Source organism: Methylobacterium sp. (assembly GCF_019745455.1).
In the GTDB taxonomy this organism is placed as follows: Bacteria; Pseudomonadota; Alphaproteobacteria; order Rhizobiales; family Beijerinckiaceae; genus Methylobacterium.
In genome coordinates this window covers 1-17,896 of the sequence record NZ_JAIETD010000099.1, presented here as the reverse complement: position 1 = coordinate 17,896, position 17,896 = coordinate 1, and the positions used below count along the sequence as shown (strand labels likewise).

The following is a 17,896-nucleotide window of genomic DNA, read 5'->3' as shown; positions in this document are numbered from 1 at the left end:
CATCCTCACGTTCGAACACCGGACGCACATCCGCGGCTAGCGGACGGAATCCGACCGTTGCGCGCCTAGGGCGCGCCGTTCGTTACGCGAGGGTTCGAGGGGGCTCGGGTAGGGCTCCAGGGCCCGCGCCGAGGCGACCGGTCAGGTCGCCCAGGATGACCGACGACTGCCGATAAGGCATGGTTGGCAGTTGCGCCTGACCGGACAGAATGCAGGGGGCACAGCAGGCCTTCTTTCCGCAGCATGGACCCCCGGTGCTGCCAGGGCAGCCTGCCGTACCGTCATCGACGGTCCTGAGGAACGAGCGCGGTTCGCCAGACGATGTAAGCGGATCGACGACCTGTAGTTTCGTCGACGCCGCAAAGTTCGTGGGTTTGGACGCGACCGTATCGACCTGCTGCGTCCTCACCGGAGCGAGAAGCGCAACCTGTTCCTGTTCCACCGTGGTGTGCTGGGACCCCTGATGGGCATGGCCCCCATGAGCCTGAACGGCAGTCGGCGCGGCGTAGACGATGATCATCGCGATCATCGCCGCCATCAGGCGCCAGAGTTGCCGGTTGGGTCTCATGGAGTTTGCTTACACCAGATCGAGGGCTAGAGGAACGGGCAGTCCTGCACCGTGAATGTTCGAGCCGCGGTTATGGTTTCCCATTCAAGGCCGTTCAGGCTGCAAGGGATCCCGTTTCCGCCCCGAAGCCGGCGGCGCGGATGGCGTCCGCGAAACGTTCTGCCGCGACGGCGGTGCCCGGCATGATGGAGACCTGCCCGGATTTCAGGTCGATCTCCACGCGTGCCGCCGGATCGACGCCCTGGACGGCACGCGTGACAGCCTTGGCGCAGCCGCCGCAGTTCATCTTGGTTACCTTGATCGGGATCATGACGACTCTCCGTGTCGAGTGGCGCCACAGACATCTGGGGCTTCCCACTGTGGGAAGGTCAAGGGATTCCCGTGAGAATGTCGGAGCTTTCGCCCGCCCTGGTTCCTAGAGGCCAAGGCCTATGGCGCTACGCGACCTGCGGAAACGGGGCGGACGGTGCCGCCGCGGGGCGCTCGATGTGGAAGGCACGAGGCCGCCGGAACAGGAAGGCGAGTGGCGTGGGGCGGGTCAGCCGTTCCAAGACGAGGGGCGTTGTCGCCGCCGCTACCGTCACGATGAGGCTGGCCCAGCCGACATCCGCGAGGATGCTGGTCTTCACCAGAACCGCACGGGTGGCAGCCATGGGCAGGAAGAAGGCCAGGTAGATCACCATCGAGCGTTCGCCGCACTGACGTAGCGCACCGGTGATGGGACCACCCCAACGCGTGAGCAGGCTGGCCACCGCTACGATTGCAAGGGCGCCAGCGCCGCCCGACACCAAACTCAGGACAGGCAAGGTTGCGAGCGTCGGGAAGGAAGCGAGACCTGACGGTGTCGAGGCAAGCGCGCCGCCGATGATGGCCCAGAGCGCCAGACCGGCGAGCGCGGGGAATGGACGGCGGCGGGCGATCCCGGCGAAAGCGAAGATCCGGTCGGCGAAGACGAAGCCGGCGACGAACCAGACATAGCGGGCACAGAACTCCTCGACGAGGATGGACGAAGTCGGTACCGGCACGATCTGCATGAGGGCGGCCGCCAGAAGGAGGAGAGGCCTCGGCGCCCGGCGGAGCAGCTTCGTCACCACCGAGAACACTGCCAGCAGGTAGATGAACCAGAGCGTCGAATAGGGCTCGACCAATGCCGAGGCGAGGTGGGTAAGGAACGCCCCGGGTCCGGCGCCCTCGACGACCTGGCCGTATTTCGCGGCCGATTGGATGACGACCCAAAGCGCATAGAAGTACGCGAAGTGCACGACGCGGAGGTCAGCGTAGCGTCGCCAGTCCCGGTCGATCACCCGACCGAGGAAAAGCCCGGAAAGAAGAAAGAAGGCGGGGATGCGGAAGGGCGTGGCGAAGGCGACGACCGCATGCAGGAAGCCCTCGCCCCCCATGGCTGCGCCGGTGCCGAGCGTCGAGTGCATCATGACGACGAGCAGGATGCAGATGCCCTTGGCGACGTCGACCCAGGCGAAGCGAGCCGAGACTTCGGCCTCGACGATCCGCGCCGTGCCGGTCGTCACCATGATCCCGCCTCCCTTCGTCGTGGAGTGGAATCGTGGCTCGCCGTCCTTAATGCCGCCCAAAGGGTGCACCGCAACGTTCCAAACATGCCGAACGGCCGGTAAATGCGATGCCTGAAGCCTGGATCGAAGAGGCTGTCGCTCGCTGCTGCAACGGCCGACCGCCCCGGATGGTGGTCGTGGAGCCGATGAAGACAGTCGTGTGAATGGGCGAGGGATCATCGCCGGGAGGGCTGGGCCGATGCGCGCCCGGGATGCCACTGCTTGGGAAACAGGTTCCGTTAGCTAGCAGCGCGAAGAACCACCCAACTTCCGGAACGGTCACCGAAGCGGCGCCGTTCCCTGGTCTCGGTCGAGGTCACATCCGACGCATCGCCGACAATAACGAGACGAGGAATCCATGAGGAAGTCGTTGTTTGCTATCGCCGTTCTAGCCACGCTGGGCGCAGCGAGCCTAGCTGCCCCGGCATCTGCGGCGCCCGGCATGATCGGCGCGGTCGAGAGCTCGGCCGAGGTCGTTCAGGTGCGACGGGACGGTCACCATGGCATGCGCGGCCACGGTCACCATCGCGGCCACCACATGGGACGCGGTCATCACCGAGGCCATCACATGATGCGCCACGGGCATCACCACCGGCACATGCATCGCCATCGCGGTTACTGAACGACACTGTTGAGGGCCCCTTGCGGGCCCTCTCTCCCACTGACGACGACGGCTTCCTCGAACATAGGATGGCCGCCGCCGAATGGTCATGCCGCCTCTCCGCCACGGTAACGCGCAAAGGTGCTCCGTCCGCCCGGCCCGAAAAGGACGATATCGTACGTCTCCGGTTCCATGCCCTCGACCTCCATGCCAGGCGAACCGGCAGGCATGCCGGGCACGGAAAGGCCGGTACCCGCCGGCTTTTCCACGAGTAGGCGCCTGATCTCCGCCGCCGGGACGTGACCCTCGACCACGTAACCGCCGACCTGGGCAGTATGGCAAGAGAACAAATCGCGCGGGACGCCGAGCCGGAACTTCAGCGGATTCACGGCGGCCACCGTGACGGTCACGGGAAAGCCGGCGGCCCGCAGATGCGCCACCCAGGCGTCGCAGCAGGCACAGCTCGGGTCCTTCGTCACCGCGATCTCGGGCAGGGCCTCGACGGCGCCTGCACTCCCGACGAAGGCGATGGATACCAGGCCCGCGAGCATTCCGCGTCGGCTCATCCTCGATGTCTCGACCATGTAAAATCCCCTCATGAGATACCGAAACGCCGTCACTCGGCGGCGGGCTGGAAAAGTTGTGGTTCTTTCGACCGCGACGGAACGCACGGACGTTCGCGCGGCAACCCGCGTCCCTTCAAGAGGGCATAGACCGCCGGGATCACGACGAGGGTCAGCACCGTCGAGGACACCATGCCGCCGATCATCGGAACCGCGATGCGCTGCATCACCTCCGAGCCCGAGCCCGTGCTCCAGAGGATCGGCAGGAGCCCACCCATGATGGCCACGACCGTCATCACCTTGGGGCGAACCCGCTCGACTGCGCCGACCATGATGGCCTGCCGCAGATCCTCCCGCGTGAAGGGACGTCCCTGCCGCTCGCAGTCCTCGCGCACGTCCCTCAGGGCGTGGTCGAGGTAGACCAGCATGATCACTCCGGTTTCCGCGGCCACGCCGGCCAGCGCGATGAAGCCCACCGCCACAGCGACCGACATGTTGAAGCCCATCCACCACATCAGCCAGATCCCGCCGACAAGGGCGAAGGGCAGCGACAGCATGACGATGAACGTCTCGGCGAGGCGGCGGAAGTTGAGGTAGAGCAGCAGGAACACGGTCAGGAGCGTGAGCGGCACCACGATCCTCAATCGTGCCTCCGCCCGCTCCAGGTACTCGACCTGGCCGCTCCATTGCAGCGTGGTGCCCGGCGGCAGCCTCACCTCGCCCGTCACCGCCGCCTTGGCTTCCGCGACGTAGCCGCCGAGGTCGCGTCCCGTCACGTCGACGAAGACGTAGACCGCAAGCTTGCCGTTCTCCGTCCGGATGGTGGTCGGTCCGCGCGCCAGCTGCACCTTGGCGACCTCGCCTAGCGGCACCGTTCCGCCGCTCGCCATCGGTACCTGGACCTCCGTGGCGATGGCCTGCGGGTTCGAACGGAAGGCACGCGGGTAGCGCACGTTCACGGTGTAGCGCTCGCGGCCCTCAACGGTGTTCGTGACGGTCTCGCCTCCTAGCGCCATCGCGATTACGTCCTGCACCTCGCCGACCGTCAGGCCATAGCGTCCGAGCGCCTCGCGGTCCGGCGTTATGTCGAGGAAGTAGCCGCCGATCACCCGTTCCGCGTAGGCGCTCGACGTACCCGGCACGGCCTTCATCACCGCCTCGACCTGGCGGGCCACGCCTTCCATCTCGGCGAGGTCATTTCCCAGGACCTTGATCCCGACCGGCGTGCGGATGCCGGTGGCCAGCATGTCGATGCGGGCGCGGATCGGCTGGGTCCAGGCATTGGAGACGCCGGGGAACTGCAGGGCCGCGTCCATCTCGGCCTTGAGGCTCGCCGGCGTCACGCCGGGTCTCCACGATTCCTGCGGCTTCAGGTTGATGATCGTCTCGAACATCTCGCTCGGGGCCGGGTCCGTCGCGGTCGCGGCGCGCCCGGCCTTGCCATAGACCGAGGCCACCTCCGGAAAGGACTTGATGATCCGGTCTTGCGTGGCGAGAAGCTCGCCGGCCTTGGTCACCGAGATGCCGGGCAGCGTGGTGGGCATGTACATCATGGTGCCCTCGTTCAGCTCGGGCATGAACTCCGACCCGAGCTGGCGGGCCGGCCAGACCGTCAGGCCGAGAACGACGAGCGAGGCCAGTACCGTGAGGACCCGCGCCCTCAGAACCCCGCGGATAACCGGTCGGTAGAGCGCGATCAGGAGGCGGTTTACCGGGTTGCGGTGTTCCGGGACGATCCGGCCCCGGACGAACAGCACCATCAGGGCCGGGACGAGGGTCACCGACAGGAGGGCGGCCGCCGCCATGGCGAAGGTCTTGGTGAAGGCCAGGGGGCCGAACAGCCGCCCCTCCTGGCTCTCCAGGGTGAAGATGGGCAGGAACGACACGGTGATGATGAGGAGCGAGAAGAACAGCGACGGTCCGACCTCGCCGGCTGCCTCGATCAGCACTTCCACGCGCGGCTTGCCCGGCGGGGAGCGCTCCAGGTGCTTGTGGGCGTTCTCGATCATCACGATGGCCGCGTCGATCATGGCCCCGACCGCGATGGCGATGCCCCCGAGGGACATGACGTTGGCGCCGAGCCCCAGCGCCTTCATGCCCGTGAACGCCATCAGGATGCCGACCGGCAGCATCAGGATGGCGACCAGCGCGCTGCGGACGTGCAGGAGGAACACGATGCACACGAGCGAGACGACGATGCTTTCCTCGACGAGCGTGGTCTTCAGGGTTGCGATGGCCGCCTCGATCAGCCCGGAGCGGTCGTAGACGGGCAGGATCTCGGTGCCCGTCGGCAGGCTCGCCGCCATCTCGGCGAGCCGCGCCTTCGCGCTCTGGATGACGCTCAGCGCGTTGGCGCCGAATCGCTGCAGGACGATGCCGCCGGCAACCTCGCCCTCTCCGTTCAACTCCGTGATGCCCCTGCGCTCGTCCGGGCCGAGCTCGACCCGGGCCACGTCGCGGACCCGCAAGGGCGTGCCCGCATCGGTCTTCAGGACGATGCTCTCGATGTCGGCGATGTTCTTCAGGTAGCCGCGGCCCCGCACCACGAACTCGAACTCGCTGAGCTCGACCGTGCGGCCGCCGACATCCGCGTTGCTCGACCGGATGGCGTCGCGCAGCCTGCCCATCGAGACGCCCTGGGCCCGCAGGCGGTTGGGGTCGACGACGACGTTGTACTGCTTGACGAAGCCGCCGACGCTCGCGACCTCGGCCACGCCCTCGGCGCGGGAGGCGCCGAAGCGAATGACCCAGTCCTGGAGCGAGCGCATTTCGGCCAGGGTCTGCTGCTTGGCGACCACGGCGTATTGATAGACCCAGCCCACCCCCGTGGCGTCGGGCCCGAGGGTCGGCGTGACGCCTGCGGGAAGACGGCGTCCGGCGGCGCTGAGATATTCCAGCACCCGCGAGCGAGCCCAGTACGGGTCGGTGCCATCCTCGAAGATGACGTAGACGAACGAGACGCCGAAGAAGGAAAAGCCGCGCACCACCTTCGACTTCGGCACCGTCAGCATGGCCGTCGTGAGGGGGTAGGTGACCTGGTCCTCGACTACCTGTGGCGCCTGGCCCGGGTACTCGGTGTAGACGATGGTCTGCACGTCCGAGAGGTCGGGGATGGCGTCGAGCGGTAGGGTCCGCATGGCATGGAGCCCGGCCCCGACCGCGAAGACGGTGCCGATGAGGATCAGGACGAGGTTGCGGGCCGACCAGCCGATGAGGCGCGCGATCATCGGGGCGTCCCCTCGACCGCAGCCTGAGGTCTCGTCGGCGGCGCGGCCGCCAGTCCCTGCAGGGCCGCCTTAAGGTTACTCTCGGCATCGATCAGGAAGTTGGCCGAGGTCACGACCCGCTCGCCGGCCTCGACCCCGTCCCGGATCTCGACGTACCCGCCGCCCCGGGCGCCGACCTTGACCGGCCGCGGCTCGAAGCGACCCTCTCCCTTGTCGAGAAGGACCACTTGCCTGTCCCCGGTATCGATGACCGCGTCGTCCGGTACCGCGACGACCGGCTCGGGCCGACCCGTGGCGATCTCCACGTCTGCGTACATGTCGGCGAGGAGGACGGCATCCGGATTGGCCAAGGCGATGCGCAGGCGCACCGTCCGGGTCTCCCGGTTGAGCTGCGGGTAGATGACGTCGACCTTGCCCGTGAAGGTCCGGCCCGAAAGGGCGCGCGCCCGGACCGTGACGGCCTGCCCGACCCTCACGCTGCCGAGGTCGTGCTCGGGCACGTCGGCCATGAGCCACATCAGCGAGAGGTCGGCGATCCTGAACAGGACCATGCCGGCCGGCGCCCTCATGCCCTCGATGGCCCCTCGCTCCAGAACCACGCCGTCGCGCGGCGACGACCACATGATGGCGGCCGGCACCTTACGGGTACGCTCCATCTCGGCGATGACCTCGGCCGGGACGTTCAGGTTCTGCAGGCGCCGGCGCGAGCCGTCGAAGCCGGGATTGGCGATCAGCTGGGCGGCCGCGGCGTTGATCTCGGGCGAGTAGACTTCGACAAGGGGTTGGCCCTGGCGCACGACGTCGCCCACCGTGACGTTCTCGACATGGTTGACGAAGGCGTCAGAGCGGGTCGAGACCACCGTAATGCGACGGTCGTCCGGCTGGAGGGTACCAGGAACCCGCACGGGACGGGAGACGACGCGGCGCCCCACCGTTTCCGACCGCACCCCCGTCCTTTGTATCCTGCCGGGGGAGATCCTGACGACGCCCTCGTCGCCGGCCTCGTCCTCGTAGACGGGGAGGTACTCCATCCCCATCGAGTCCTTCTTCGGCACCGGCGAGGTATCGGGCAGCCCCATCGGATTGCGGTAAAAGCGCACCTTGCGGCTTGCGGTCCCCGCCGCCGCCTGCCGTCCCATGGCCATGTCGCCATGGCCGGCGTCGGACATCCCCTCCTGCTCGTCGGGTTCCTCGAAGCGCAGATCCTCGCTCGCGCGAACGGCGCGGTACTCGCGGCCGTCCACGGTGCGCTTCGGCTCGGAGGAGTAGGACGGCTTCCCGTCCGGGTCCTGATAGTAGATCACCGGACCCGTCACCTTGTTCGATGCAGGAACCGGCATCGTGGACGCCGGCTTCGCTCCCGGTAGCCAGTGGGCGAAACCGGTCCGCGCTTGCTGGACAAGCGCCGGCACGGGGCTGCCGTCCTGCCCCGCAACATAGCCCAGGCCCCCCGCTGCGAGCGCGGCGAGGATCCCGGCCAGCCATGCCTTCCGGCTCACTTGGTCGCCTTGAGCACCAGCTTGGTCTCGACGGTGCCAGTCTCACCCTGGACCTTTGCCCCGAGAGAGAGGCGCCAGCCGCCGGCCATCGTCAGCTTCGTCTTGAAGCGGTAGATGCCCGGCTCCGGCGAAGGCAGTTGCTCGATCTTCGAGGTCATGGTTTCCATGTCGTCGGGAGCCATGTCGATGCGCTTGGCGAAGATGACGGCGTCCGGCACGGGCTTGGCCGTACGCTTGTCGACGAGGCGGACGTCGAGGATGGCCTCGCCCTGCTTGGCCTCGTCCTTCACGAGCTGGAACTCGTAGTCCTTGGTGTCGGCCCGGGCCGAGGCGGTGAGGGCGAGGCCGAGCAGCGCTGCCGTGAGGGCGCGCGAGAACGATGTCTTGGTCACCATGAGAGGTCTCCTGAACACGAAGGAACCCGGGCCTTCAGGCACGCGGGATCGACCGGCGCGGGCGCCGGCGGCATCGGGTTCAGGCTCGGGGAGGCTCGGTGGGTGGCCCTTGCGAGAGGCTGTCGAAGGAGGCGGTCACGGACCAGGCGGATCCCTCGACCAACGAGACGCGCGCCGGCAGCCCTAATGCGCCAGGCAGGCCGGTGGCCACCTTCGCCAGGCAAAGCGCCATGAGCGGGCAGCCCTTCGAGCAGTCAGGCATCTCCGGCTGCTCCTTGGGACAGCACGGCATGTCGTCCATCGCCATTCCGTCCATGGGCTCGTCTGGCATCGCCATGGCGTGGCTCTGCACGGCCATGGCCGCACGCATGCCCGAGGCGGCCGCGGATGCGGTCACCGGCGCAAGGGCGAGGCTGACAACCGCGAGGAGCGGAAGCAGCTGCCGTAGGGCAGTCCAGAAGGTCACGACAGGACGATGCCACATCAGGCGCCGACGAGGAAGGGACAGAGTCTATCTGACGCGCCAGAGCGATAGGGCGAGAGCGACATTCCGGAGGCGAGCACGGTTAGGAGGTTGTAGCAAGCGACCGAAGGCGCCGACCGTCTTTGCGGCGGTTGCCCAAGGCAATGCAGGACAAAGAGCGGAATGCGCTCTGCCAAGCGTCGGACGGCGTTCTGCAAGAGGCCGGATCTGCCCGTACAAGACTGCCTGAATGTGGACCGTGCGGGCTCGCTACCTGTCCGATCCGCAGTTCAAGGAGGTCCCGAGCAGCAACGCGCAGGTTGACCGCTCTGACGGGCTTCTTGGATCGGCGGGCATGGAACGTCACCGAACGAGCAGAACACGCAGCAGTCGCCCGCGTTCGGGCGCAGGAGCGTGCCGCAGCCGGTGCACTCGTAGAAGAACTGGCACGCGTCCGTCGGCATCGTTTCCGTCGTCGGATGGCTGCAACGCGGGCAGGTAAGAGTGGATTGAAGCTGCATCATCCGCCTCAACGCATCGCCCTGAGCACGATGGGCTCAAGGTAGGTTTCCCACATGAGCGCCAAGTCGACCAGCGCCGTCCCAACCCCGAGGAGGGCAGCCTTGGGCCAGGATGATCCGGTGCGAGCACATGTGCTGGCCATGTCGCATTCCGTCGCCCGGCGATGGAGGAATAGGCCCCATCCGATGACAAGTGCCAGTGCGGCCCCGCCGAGCAGGAGCGGACGGATGTTCGACAACATGGCCAAACCGCCGAACACGGCGCCCGTCGCCCCCAGGCTGGTGAGTGCGACCGGCAGGGCGCAGCAGGACGATGCCACCAAGGCCCCCAAGCCGGTAAGCGTGCCGAGTCCGGCGAACCAGCTCCCCGTTGGGGTGGGCAGCCGATCCATCGAAGGCGCGATGGTTACTGGCAGGGCCACTGCGGATGGTGTGTCGGTCATCATCGTGCCACTGTGCATCCCGTAGCAACTACGGGATCAAGGGGAAAATGGTCACGGGTCCGCGAGGTCTTTCCATCGGGCGGATGGCAGCGGCGGCCGGGGTCAACCTGGAGACTGTCCGCTACTACGAGCGCATCGGGCTCATGCCGCCGCCTGACCGCACCGAAGGCGGTCACCGGGCCTACGATGCGGCCCATGTCCGGCGCTTGGCGTTCATTCGTCACGCTCGCGCGCTGGGCTTTGGGATCGAGGACATCAGAACTTTGCTGGCGCTGTCCGCGCCTGGTCACCGGTCCTGCCGCGATGTGCGGGACATCGCGAGCGCTCACCTGTCTGAGGTCCGGACCAAGCTTGCTCATCTCGCGCGGCTTGAGCGCATCCTGGGCGACACGGTCGACCAGTGCAGCGGGGCAGCAACGCCCGTCTGCCCTGTTCTCGACATGCTCGATGCCCCAATATGAAAGGCCAACCCTTTGGAAGGTTAGCCATGGGAAGGGATCGCTGGTCTGCTCGACGACTTGCTTGGGCAGGCGGCTGGTCGGCTGCCAATAGTCTCGTATCCCTGAAGCGAACCTGGTGACCGGTTCGACCGCCTCCATCGCGGAGGGCCTGCGGAGGGGGAGATCACCGAAGGTCCCGTTTCACGTGGTTCGAACGGGCCTGCGGTGCATTCGGGGTAGCCCGATATAAGCTGAGCGCCAGATTTCCTACCTTACGCGCCAGAGCGATAGGGCAAGCGCCACGTTCGCCAAGGCGACGACGGTCAGAACGGCGTAGGTCGCGTCGGTGCCCGCATACGTCAACACGACGGCTCCGAGGGAAGGCGCAAGTGCCTGTGCCACCAGCCCCGGGCGCGCGAGCCGGCCGACGAGGGGGGCGTAACGCTCCGGTCCGAAAAGCGCGAGGGGTACAGTTCCACGTGCGATGGAGTAGATCCCGTTGCCCGCGCCATAGAGGACCAGCGCCAGACCGACGACAGGCAGCCCGGCGGCCAGCATCGCGATCCCGAGAGCCACAAGGACCATCGCCGCGATGAGCGTCCAAAGGGGATGATACCGACCCTTCCCAGCCATCTCGACGATGCGAGCTCCAACCTGTGACGGTCCGATCAGCGCGCCGTAGGCGACGGCCGAGGACAACGCGACGCCACGGGCCTGCAGCAGGGTGATGAGGTGGACCGAGACCATGGCCATCACCGTTCCCCCGAGGGTGAGGACCCCTGCCATGAGGAGGAAGGCACGCCACTCGCGCGCATCGAGATGGACGCCCTGCGCCGGACGTTCGGATCGCGCGACCACACTTGCTGGTGGCCGCGGGATGACGAGCAAGACGAGGGGAAGCGTGACCGCGAGGTGCAGCCCCGCATAGGCGAGGCAGGTCCCGCGCCAGCCCACCTGCTCGATCAGGAAGGCGGAAAGAGGCCAGCATACCGTGCTGGCAAAGCCGCCCCAAAGGGTCAGCGTGGTGATGGCAGGCCGTGCCTCGGCGCCGTAGAGGCGCCCGAGGGTGGCGAAGGCGGGATCGTACAGGCCGGTACCCATTCCGAGGCCTACGAAAAGCCAGCCTGCCAGGTAGACCGGCAGATTTGGGGCCAGGCCGAGAACGCCAAGGCCCACGGCTAAGACCACGGCCGCGAAGGCCAGCACCGGCCGTCCTCCGTGCTCACCGATGAAAGCGCCGACCCGCGGCGACACGAGGCCCGCGACAAGGAGGCCGACGGACAGGCCCCCGATGACCCAGCCCAGGGGCCATCCCGTATCCTTCGTTATCGGCGCGACCAGCACCGAAAGGAGGTAGAACGAGGAGCCCCAGGTCATGATCTGGACAACGCCAAGGGCCCAGATCACCGACCATCGGCGCGGCGGGGCCATCGGTCCGCTACCGAGCCCCGAGTATGGGCAGCCAGAGCGCCAAGGCCGACAGGGTGACGAGAAGCACCGGTGGCGTGATGACGAGGCCGACCCGCATGTACTGGCCCCAGGTGATGTGCTGGCCCTTGGTGTCGAGGACATGCAACCAGAGGAGGGTCGCCAGGCTGCCGATGGGCGTGAACTTCGGGCCGAGGTCGCAGCCGATGACGTTCGCGTAGACCATGAGTTCGTGGGTCAAGGGCGAGAGGTCCGGGGCCTGCTGGATGGCGAGCGCCCCGACCAGCACGCTCGGCATGTTGTTCATCACCGACGACAGGATGGCGGCGGCGAACCCCGTGCCGATGGTGGCGGCGAACGAACCGTGGTCCGATAGCCAGACGAGACCCTGCGCCAGGTAGTCCGTCAGGCCAGCGTTCTTCAGGCCGTAGACGACGAGGTACATGCCGAGGCTGAACAGCACGATCTGCCAGGGGGCTCCCGTCAGGACCTTCCGCATGGGGATGACGCGGCTCCGGTTGGCCAGCGCCAGCAGGATCAAGGCCCCGGCACAGGTGACGACCGAGACCGGAACGCCGAACGGCGCGGTGACGAAATAGGCGACCAGCAGCAACCCCAGAAGCGGGAACGCCGCCCGGAACACGAGGGGGTCACGGATGGCCTGGCGTGGTGCTTCCAACTGCCCGACCGGATACGTGACGGGCAGGTCGCGCCGGTAGAACAGCCACAGCACCACCAGCGTCGCGGCCAGCGAGACGAGGTTCACCGGCACCATCACGGCGGCGTAGCGGCTGAAGGTGATATCGAAGAAGTTGGCCGAGACGATGTTGACGAGATTCGAGATGACGAGCGGCAGGCTCGTCGAATCGGCCACGAACCCACAGGCGACGATGAAGGCGAGCGCCGCCGGCGGCTTGAAGTCGAGCCGGAGCAGGATGGCGAGCACGATGGGCGTCAACAGCAGCGCCGCGCCGTCATTGGCGAACACCGCGGCGATGGCGGCCCCGAGCAGGATGACCAGCGGGAACAGGAGCCGTCCCCTTCCGCCGCCCCAGCGGGCGATGTGCAGGGCCGCCCAATGGAAGAAGCCCGCCTCGTCTAGCAGGAGCGAGATGATGATGAGGGCGACGAAGGTGAAGGTCGCATCCCAGACGATGTGCCAGACGACCGGCACGTCACCCGGCGTGACCACGCCCGTCGCGAGGGCCACGCCGGCCCCGATGAGGGCACTCCACCCGATCCCGAAGCCCTTCGGCTGCCAGATGACGAACACGAGGGTGACGATGAAGATCGCGAGCGCGAGCATCGGGGCCGTTTCTTCTTTATGGAGGGTTTTAGGCTGAGATCAGGCGGTGGCAACGCGTCGCCCGTGCTCGTCAACGACGCGCTCGCCGTCTTCCTTCACGAACTCGCCCTGCTGCGGCGGCAGCAGGTTCAGTACGGCTTCCGATGGCCTGCACAGGGCGATACCCTTGGGCGTCACCACCAGGGGTCGGTTGATGAGAATGGGGTGCTCGACCATGGCGTCGAGGAGCTGATCGTCGGTGAGGGCCGGGTCGGAAAGGCCCAACTCGGCGAAGGGTGTGCCTTTCTCGCGGATTGCCTCGCGAACGGTGATGCCGGCGCGCGCGACCATGTCCCTCAGCAGTGTCCGGGACGGCGGCGTCTTTAGATACTCAACGACGTGCGGCTCGATGCCGGCATTGCGGATCAGCGCCAGTGTGTTGCGGGACGTGCCGCAACCCGGGTTGTGGTAGATGACGACGTCCATCATGCGACCTCCGGCCTGGCCGAGGTGGCGCCGGCCTGTTGGCCGATCTCGCGGACTCGGGCGGCGAGAGAGACTTGGTCGAGGCTGGTCATCGGCAGCGCTAGAAAGGCCGAGATCCGGTTCTTGAGATAACGCTGTGCCGTGACGAAGGCCGCCTTGCGCTCCATCTCCGAGCCCTCGACCGCCGCGGGGTCCTCGATGCCCCAATGGGCCGTCACCGGCTGGCCAGGCCAATACGGGCAGACCTCGCCTGCGGCGTTGTCACAGACGGTGAAGACGAAATCCATGATCGGCGCTCCCGGCGCGGCGAACTCGTCCCAGGACTTCGAGCGCATGCCCTCGGTCGGGTAATCGGTTTCCCGCAGGACCTGGAGGGCAAGCGGGTTCACGTCTGGCTTGGGTTGGCTGCCGGCTGAGAAGGCTTGGAAGCGGCCCTTGCCGTCCTTGGCGAGCATCGCCTCGGCCAGGATCGAGCGGGCCGAGTTGCCGGTGCAGAGGAACAGCACGTTGTAGACGTGGTCAGACATGGGCGGTGTCTCCTGTGGGAATGCAGCAGGTGGAGAGGGCGGCCATCGCCGGGTCGCAGACTTCCGGCCGGCCCTGGCAGCAGTCGCTCATCAGGAACTGGATGAGGCCGGACAGCGCGGGATAGACGGCGCTGTAGATGATCGACCTGCCCTCGCGCCGGGACGCGATCAACCCGGCATGGTCGAGTTCCTTGAGGTGGAAGGAGATGTTCGAGGTCGAGACCCCCACGGCGGTCGCGAGCACGCCGGCGGCAAGGCCGTCCGGTCCCGCCGTCACCAAGTGCCGGACGATCCGCAAGCGGTGCTCCTGGGCCATCGCCGCAAATGCGTTAAGGGCTTGCCGTTCGTCCATCGGCGTTCCAATATCTCAATGCATCTTGAAACGTAGAGGAACTCTGCCGCGTGGACAAGCCTCGACAGCCCTTCACCGATGGAATGCCGAACCTCAGTGGAGCCCATTTTGAGGTCCCGACGAACGGGCATCTCGACGTACGCGAACGCTACCAAGCACGCCCCGCGCTTCCTGGTCCTGTACGGGTCGCTTCGCGAGCGGTCCTTCAGCCGGTTCCTAGCCCACGAGTCGGCCCGCCTGCTTGAGGCCATGGGCGGCGAGGTGCGGATTTACGACGCGCATGGCCTTCCGCTGCCGGACGACACAACGGCCGACCATCCCAAGGTCCAGGAACTCCGAAACCTGTCGATCTGGTCGGAAGGTCATGTCTGGGTCTCACCGGAACGTCATGGCAACATGACCGGCGTGATGAAGAGCCAAATCGACTGGCTTCCCCTGAGCGAGGGTTCGGTGCGTCCGACACAGGGGCGAACGCTCGCAGTGATGCAGGTGTCAGGCGGGTCGCAGTCGTTCAATGCCGTGAACTCATTACGCGTGCTCGGGCGGTGGATGCGGATGATCACCATCCCGAACCAGTCGTCGGTCGCCATGGCCTACAAGGAGTTCGACGACGCCGGTCGCATGAAGCCTGGGCCGCTCTACGACCGTGTGGTGGACGTGTGCGAGGAACTGATGAAGTTCACGTTGCTGACCCGCGAGCGCGCGGACTACCTCGTCGAGCGCTACAGCGAGCGCAAGGAGCGCGAGCCCGAGCGCCTGGCAGCGGTGGCGGCCGATATCGGCTTCGGCAAAAGGTGAGCGCACTGGCTGCGATGCCGGAGTCCTGTTTCGACACCGTCTTCATGGTGTTCGCAGCGGCCGATCTGTGAGCACGATAGAGATCGCGCTGACGGCGCGCGTTGCTGTGGCCGGACGTCATCGTGATGACGGCGTCTAAGGGGTTGAGGAAAAGGCTTCGCTTAAGGTTTGGCGTCCCGTCCTCTGCCCTCTGCTCAGACCCGCGGCGGCATCCGTGCGGCGTCTAGCCTCCGATGGATGAGGGAAACGAGGATCAGGGGAATTCACGGCATCGATTTTAGCCGTGTCCAATTGATCTCGGGCGCGCGGGCGGTCGGGTTACTGAACATCCCGAATACGCCTTTGACAAAGTCGGCAACGCCCTTCTGCACGATCCGCGAGAAAGAGCACAGATGGCCAGCATCAGTGTGCTGCCGCCAAGCCCCGTTCAACGATAGCAACCTCGATTGCCCTTGTTGCGCACTCTCGGCAAGCGCAGCCGCAACCAGACGAGGAGGTTTGTGGCCCCCGGCGACCTGATGCTACTAAAATTCTTGGCGCCTTTTGCACGAGGAAGGGCATAGGGCGGCCCCTGCTAACGCTTAGCCAAGGGACTTGAGGCGACCGCCGGACTGCGTTTTGATCTTACCCTCTTCGATTGAGCAGGTGGGGCATTTGATGCACGATCCGTTGGGGTTATGCCTGCGTCGAGCGACGTTGCTATGAGCTCGGCAATCTGGTTTGCCGCGGTGCGGACGGGATCGCGAGCGATGTGAGCGTAGCGCTGGGTTGTGTTTGGATCGCGATGGCCAAGTATCGCGCCGAGCAACGGAAGGCTGTTCCCAGACGACGCACTGGTGGCACCGAACGAGTGCCGCAGGTCGTGCAGGCGTACGTCGGTAAGCTCAGCCCGTGCACGAATACGTTCCCATGCCTTAGGCAGCCCGACGAAATGCCGCCCATTGACGCTTCCGGGAAAGACATAGGGGTTGCCGGCTAGTCGCGGTAGACTCAGGAGGAAGGTCAACGCTGCAGTGCCAATCGGGACTGCTTTCGCACCAGTCTTGCTGGTCGGAAGCCGAAGATAGCCATTGTCAGCATCGACGTGACGCCACTGGAGCTGCAGCACCTCTGATTTGCGCATCCCCGTCAGAAGCAACAATCGAATCGCGTCAGTCGCCACTCGGTTCTCCGCTTCGTGCGGGGGCGTCGGCGCCTGACGCCTTCGACCGACGTGACTCCAAGCGACCTGCTCCTTCTCGAAAGCTGCCCAGGCTTCATCGCTTGCCTTGAGTACGGTCCCGAGGCGAGCCATTTCTGCGCCTGATAGGTAACGCTCGTTCCGTCCATCCTTGAATCGCTGGACGCCTCGAACCGGATTGTCGATCCGCAACCGCTTTCGGATCGCGAAGGCAAAGATGCCTCCCAAAAGACCTACTGTCCGAGTGGCCGACCCTCGGCCGCCCTCAACGATTGCCCGCCCGTGTCGGCCAGTCTTCACGTTGACCGCAGTTTTGCCCGCGGCGACGTTGTGTAAGAAGGCTTCAATGTCGTCGGTAGTGACGTCTCGGATGCGCCTGTCACCAAGGAGCGGCTTGATATGTCGCAAGATCCGACTCTCGTCCGTCGCGAGCGTTGACGCTTTCTTCGGCTCGTCGAACTTGGTCAACACCTGCCCGGCGTAGGCAGCCTCGATATAGAGGTCGCATAGGTCGGCTACGGTCAGCTCAGCGCTCGCCTTAGCACGCTTAGCCTCCTCTGGATCAATCCCATTTCGGGCCTGTGCCAAGAGGCGCAGCGCCTCATTGCGAGCGGTGTCCGGTGTCCAGGGCGAGCCATGCTTTCCGATGGTGTGCCAACGCTGATGCCCGTGAAATAGGTATTTCAGCGCATAGCTCTTCGACCCGTCTGCGTTAACGCGCAGACCGAAGCCCTTCAGCTCACTATCCCAAATCGTGTACCGGCGCTCGCGCGGCTTGGCGGCTTTGACCGCATGCAAGGTTAACTTCGTCGCCATCACGATCCTTCGGGCTACAGCGGGGCTACAGCATTAGAGGATATCCGTGGCGGGGCATGGCGGAAAGGGGCACGCTAAGTATCTGAATTATAATGTTTCTGACGGGGCATGGCGGGGCGTGGCGAACGAGATACTTGCCCTCCGAAGGCAAAGGTCACACGTTCGAATCGTGTCGGGTGCGCCAAGCGACTGATTGCCGTTCTCGGCAAATTCGGTTGTCGCAGTTCCGAGAAGGTCTGCCTGTCGGGTGTTGTCATAAGCGATGAGGTACCGCTCACGGCGGCCGCTCGTAAGCGCGGGAACTCTCGTCAGTGACAGATGCGACGCTAAGGCTGCCGTTTTTCTATCAAAAGCATTTCCGACTAAAGCCGCGGTCGCCCCGTTTGAGCGAGAGGGAGAGCATCGGATCGAGCGGGAGGCTTTTCCCGGCCCATAGCTGCCCCGATGAGAGGATTAAGCTCGGCGATCTCCTGCATCGTGATGTGGGGCAAGTAACACGGGCATTAAGCATGGGAGGCGCCTCGAGTGGGGCTGCGGGGGAGGCTCGACGCATCCGCTCGGGCTTTTGGTGAGGTCTAAGCAGGCCGGGCGCGAGCCGATGCGGTTGCCCTACCCGTCGAGGATCGGTCGCCTGCGGAAACGGCAGCCGCCACGCTGGGGTAGCGTCCGCGGACGAGGTGTAAATTCGAGGACCGCTTTGGCGGGGATTGGGGTGGCCATCGGGCCATGCGGC

General features: G+C 65.9%; 18 protein-coding genes, 1 tRNA gene and 1 pseudogene. 3 read left to right on the top strand and 17 right to left on the bottom strand.

Annotated elements, in window-relative coordinates; genetic code table 11:
- Positions 1-82: 82 nt before the first annotated feature.
- The 11 genes from K2Y56_RS18555 to K2Y56_RS18505 all read right to left on the bottom strand — a co-directional run bounded on the left by K2Y56_RS18555 (position 83) and on the right by K2Y56_RS18505 (position 9,854).
- Positions 83-529 carry a hypothetical protein gene (locus K2Y56_RS18555; RefSeq protein ID WP_292510885.1) on the bottom strand — a complete coding sequence of 149 codons (447 nt, stop codon included), beginning with the start codon at positions 527-529 and terminating at the stop codon, positions 83-85.
- 133 nt (positions 530-662) lie between these two features.
- Complete coding sequence (locus K2Y56_RS18550; protein ID WP_292510883.1) at positions 663-878, bottom strand: heavy-metal-associated domain-containing protein; 216 nt, start codon at positions 876-878, stop codon at positions 663-665.
- A 127-nt stretch (positions 879-1,005) separates the two neighbouring features.
- A complete protein-coding gene (locus K2Y56_RS18545; RefSeq protein WP_292510880.1) occupies positions 1,006-2,100 on the bottom strand; it encodes an acyltransferase family protein in 1,095 nt (364 codons plus the stop codon).
- A gap of 451 nt (positions 2,101-2,551) precedes the next feature.
- The gene (locus tag K2Y56_RS18540) at positions 2,552-2,749 is read right to left on the bottom strand and encodes a hypothetical protein (RefSeq protein WP_292510877.1); all 198 of its coding nucleotides are present in this window, start codon (positions 2,747-2,749) and stop codon (positions 2,552-2,554) included.
- 98 nt (positions 2,750-2,847) lie between these two features.
- Positions 2,848-3,291, bottom strand: coding sequence for a DUF411 domain-containing protein (locus K2Y56_RS18535; protein ID WP_292510934.1), 444 nt, complete (start codon positions 3,289-3,291; stop codon positions 2,848-2,850).
- Positions 3,292-3,356: 65 nt separating this feature from the next.
- Complete coding sequence (locus K2Y56_RS18530; RefSeq protein ID WP_292510874.1) at positions 3,357-6,530, bottom strand: CusA/CzcA family heavy metal efflux RND transporter; 3,174 nt, start codon at positions 6,528-6,530, stop codon at positions 3,357-3,359.
- On the bottom strand, positions 6,527-8,029 hold the full coding sequence (locus K2Y56_RS18525) for an efflux RND transporter periplasmic adaptor subunit (protein WP_292510871.1): 1,503 nt from the start codon (positions 8,027-8,029) through the stop codon (positions 6,527-6,529). The genes K2Y56_RS18530 and K2Y56_RS18525 overlap by 4 nt, the downstream gene beginning before the upstream one ends.
- On the bottom strand, positions 8,026-8,421 hold the full coding sequence (locus K2Y56_RS18520; RefSeq protein ID WP_292510932.1) for a FixH family protein: 396 nt from the start codon (positions 8,419-8,421) through the stop codon (positions 8,026-8,028). Before K2Y56_RS18520 ends, K2Y56_RS18525 begins: the two co-directional genes overlap by 4 nt.
- A gap of 82 nt (positions 8,422-8,503) precedes the next feature.
- On the bottom strand, positions 8,504-8,890 hold the full coding sequence (locus K2Y56_RS18515) for a hypothetical protein (RefSeq protein WP_292510930.1): 387 nt from the start codon (positions 8,888-8,890) through the stop codon (positions 8,504-8,506).
- Between the two features lie 287 nt (positions 8,891-9,177).
- Complete coding sequence (locus K2Y56_RS18510) at positions 9,178-9,408, bottom strand: GDCCVxC domain-containing (seleno)protein (protein WP_292510928.1); 231 nt, start codon at positions 9,406-9,408, stop codon at positions 9,178-9,180.
- A gap of 8 nt (positions 9,409-9,416) precedes the next feature.
- On the bottom strand, positions 9,417-9,854 hold the full coding sequence (locus tag K2Y56_RS18505; protein ID WP_292510868.1) for a mercuric transporter MerT family protein: 438 nt from the start codon (positions 9,852-9,854) through the stop codon (positions 9,417-9,419).
- A gap of 44 nt (positions 9,855-9,898) precedes the next feature.
- Here K2Y56_RS18505 and K2Y56_RS18500 point away from each other — a divergent pair, with 44 nt between their 5' ends.
- Positions 9,899-10,312, top strand: coding sequence for a helix-turn-helix domain-containing protein (locus K2Y56_RS18500; RefSeq protein WP_292510865.1), 414 nt, complete (start codon positions 9,899-9,901; stop codon positions 10,310-10,312).
- Positions 10,313-10,558: 246 nt separating this feature from the next.
- On the opposite strand, the gene K2Y56_RS18495 is transcribed toward K2Y56_RS18500, so the two are convergent.
- Genes K2Y56_RS18495 through K2Y56_RS18475 form a run of 5 tightly spaced genes read right to left on the bottom strand, consistent with a single transcriptional unit; the run spans position 10,559 to position 14,369 of the window.
- Positions 10,559-11,722: an MFS transporter gene (locus tag K2Y56_RS18495; protein ID WP_292510863.1), complete on the bottom strand. Its 1,164-nt coding sequence runs from the start codon at positions 11,720-11,722 to the stop codon at positions 10,559-10,561.
- 7 nt (positions 11,723-11,729) lie between these two features.
- Positions 11,730-13,025, bottom strand: a complete 1,296-nt coding sequence (locus tag K2Y56_RS18490; protein WP_292510860.1) for an arsenic transporter — start codon at positions 13,023-13,025, stop codon at positions 11,730-11,732.
- 39 nt (positions 13,026-13,064) lie between these two features.
- Complete coding sequence (gene arsC, locus K2Y56_RS18485) at positions 13,065-13,490, bottom strand: arsenate reductase (glutaredoxin) (RefSeq protein WP_292510926.1); 426 nt, start codon at positions 13,488-13,490, stop codon at positions 13,065-13,067.
- Complete coding sequence (locus tag K2Y56_RS18480; protein WP_292510856.1) at positions 13,490-14,017, bottom strand: arsenate reductase ArsC; 528 nt, start codon at positions 14,015-14,017, stop codon at positions 13,490-13,492. The genes arsC and K2Y56_RS18480 overlap by 1 nt, the downstream gene beginning before the upstream one ends.
- Positions 14,010-14,369, bottom strand: a complete 360-nt coding sequence (locus tag K2Y56_RS18475; protein WP_292510853.1) for a metalloregulator ArsR/SmtB family transcription factor — start codon at positions 14,367-14,369, stop codon at positions 14,010-14,012. The genes K2Y56_RS18480 and K2Y56_RS18475 overlap by 8 nt, the downstream gene beginning before the upstream one ends.
- 50 nt (positions 14,370-14,419) lie before the next feature.
- On the opposite strand from K2Y56_RS18475, the pseudogene arsH reads away from it, so the two are divergent.
- Positions 14,420-15,167: pseudogene (gene arsH, locus K2Y56_RS18470) on the top strand (arsenical resistance protein ArsH).
- Between the two features lie 574 nt (positions 15,168-15,741).
- On the opposite strand, the gene K2Y56_RS18465 reads toward arsH, so the two are convergent.
- Positions 15,742-17,163 (bottom strand): site-specific integrase, encoded by a 1,422-nt coding sequence (locus tag K2Y56_RS18465; RefSeq protein ID WP_292510850.1) that lies wholly within the window; start codon positions 17,161-17,163, stop codon positions 15,742-15,744.
- A 111-nt stretch (positions 17,164-17,274) separates the two neighbouring features.
- Here K2Y56_RS18465 and K2Y56_RS18460 point away from each other — a divergent pair.
- A tRNA-Ser gene (locus K2Y56_RS18460) sits at positions 17,275-17,347 on the top strand.
- Positions 17,348-17,896 lie beyond the last annotated feature (549 nt).

Coding starts and splice junctions, on each gene's coding strand:
- K2Y56_RS18500 (WP_292510865.1), top strand. CDS start 9,899: ATGGTCACGGGTCCGCGAGGTCTTTCCATCGGGCGGATGGCAGCGGCG.
- K2Y56_RS18480 (WP_292510856.1), bottom strand. CDS start 14,017: ATGTCTGACCACGTCTACAACGTGCTGTTCCTCTGCACCGGCAACTCG.
- K2Y56_RS18555 (WP_292510885.1), bottom strand. CDS start 529: ATGATCGCGATGATCATCGTCTACGCCGCGCCGACTGCCGTTCAGGCT.
- arsC (WP_292510926.1), bottom strand. CDS start 13,490: ATGGACGTCGTCATCTACCACAACCCGGGTTGCGGCACGTCCCGCAAC.
- K2Y56_RS18540 (WP_292510877.1), bottom strand. CDS start 2,749: ATGGCGATGCATGTGCCGGTGGTGATGCCCGTGGCGCATCATGTGATG.
- K2Y56_RS18490 (WP_292510860.1), bottom strand. CDS start 13,025: ATGCTCGCGCTCGCGATCTTCATCGTCACCCTCGTGTTCGTCATCTGG.
- K2Y56_RS18475 (WP_292510853.1), bottom strand. CDS start 14,369: ATGGACGAACGGCAAGCCCTTAACGCATTTGCGGCGATGGCCCAGGAG.
- K2Y56_RS18535 (WP_292510934.1), bottom strand. CDS start 3,291: ATGCTCGCGGGCCTGGTATCCATCGCCTTCGTCGGGAGTGCAGGCGCC.
- K2Y56_RS18505 (WP_292510868.1), bottom strand. CDS start 9,854: ATGATGACCGACACACCATCCGCAGTGGCCCTGCCAGTAACCATCGCG.
- K2Y56_RS18510 (WP_292510928.1), bottom strand. CDS start 9,408: ATGCAGCTTCAATCCACTCTTACCTGCCCGCGTTGCAGCCATCCGACG.
- K2Y56_RS18465 (WP_292510850.1), bottom strand. CDS start 17,163: ATGGCGACGAAGTTAACCTTGCATGCGGTCAAAGCCGCCAAGCCGCGC.
- K2Y56_RS18530 (WP_292510874.1), bottom strand. CDS start 6,530: ATGATCGCGCGCCTCATCGGCTGGTCGGCCCGCAACCTCGTCCTGATC.
- K2Y56_RS18495 (WP_292510863.1), bottom strand. CDS start 11,722: ATGGCCCCGCCGCGCCGATGGTCGGTGATCTGGGCCCTTGGCGTTGTC.
- K2Y56_RS18550 (WP_292510883.1), bottom strand. CDS start 878: ATGATCCCGATCAAGGTAACCAAGATGAACTGCGGCGGCTGCGCCAAG.
- K2Y56_RS18545 (WP_292510880.1), bottom strand. CDS start 2,100: ATGGTGACGACCGGCACGGCGCGGATCGTCGAGGCCGAAGTCTCGGCT.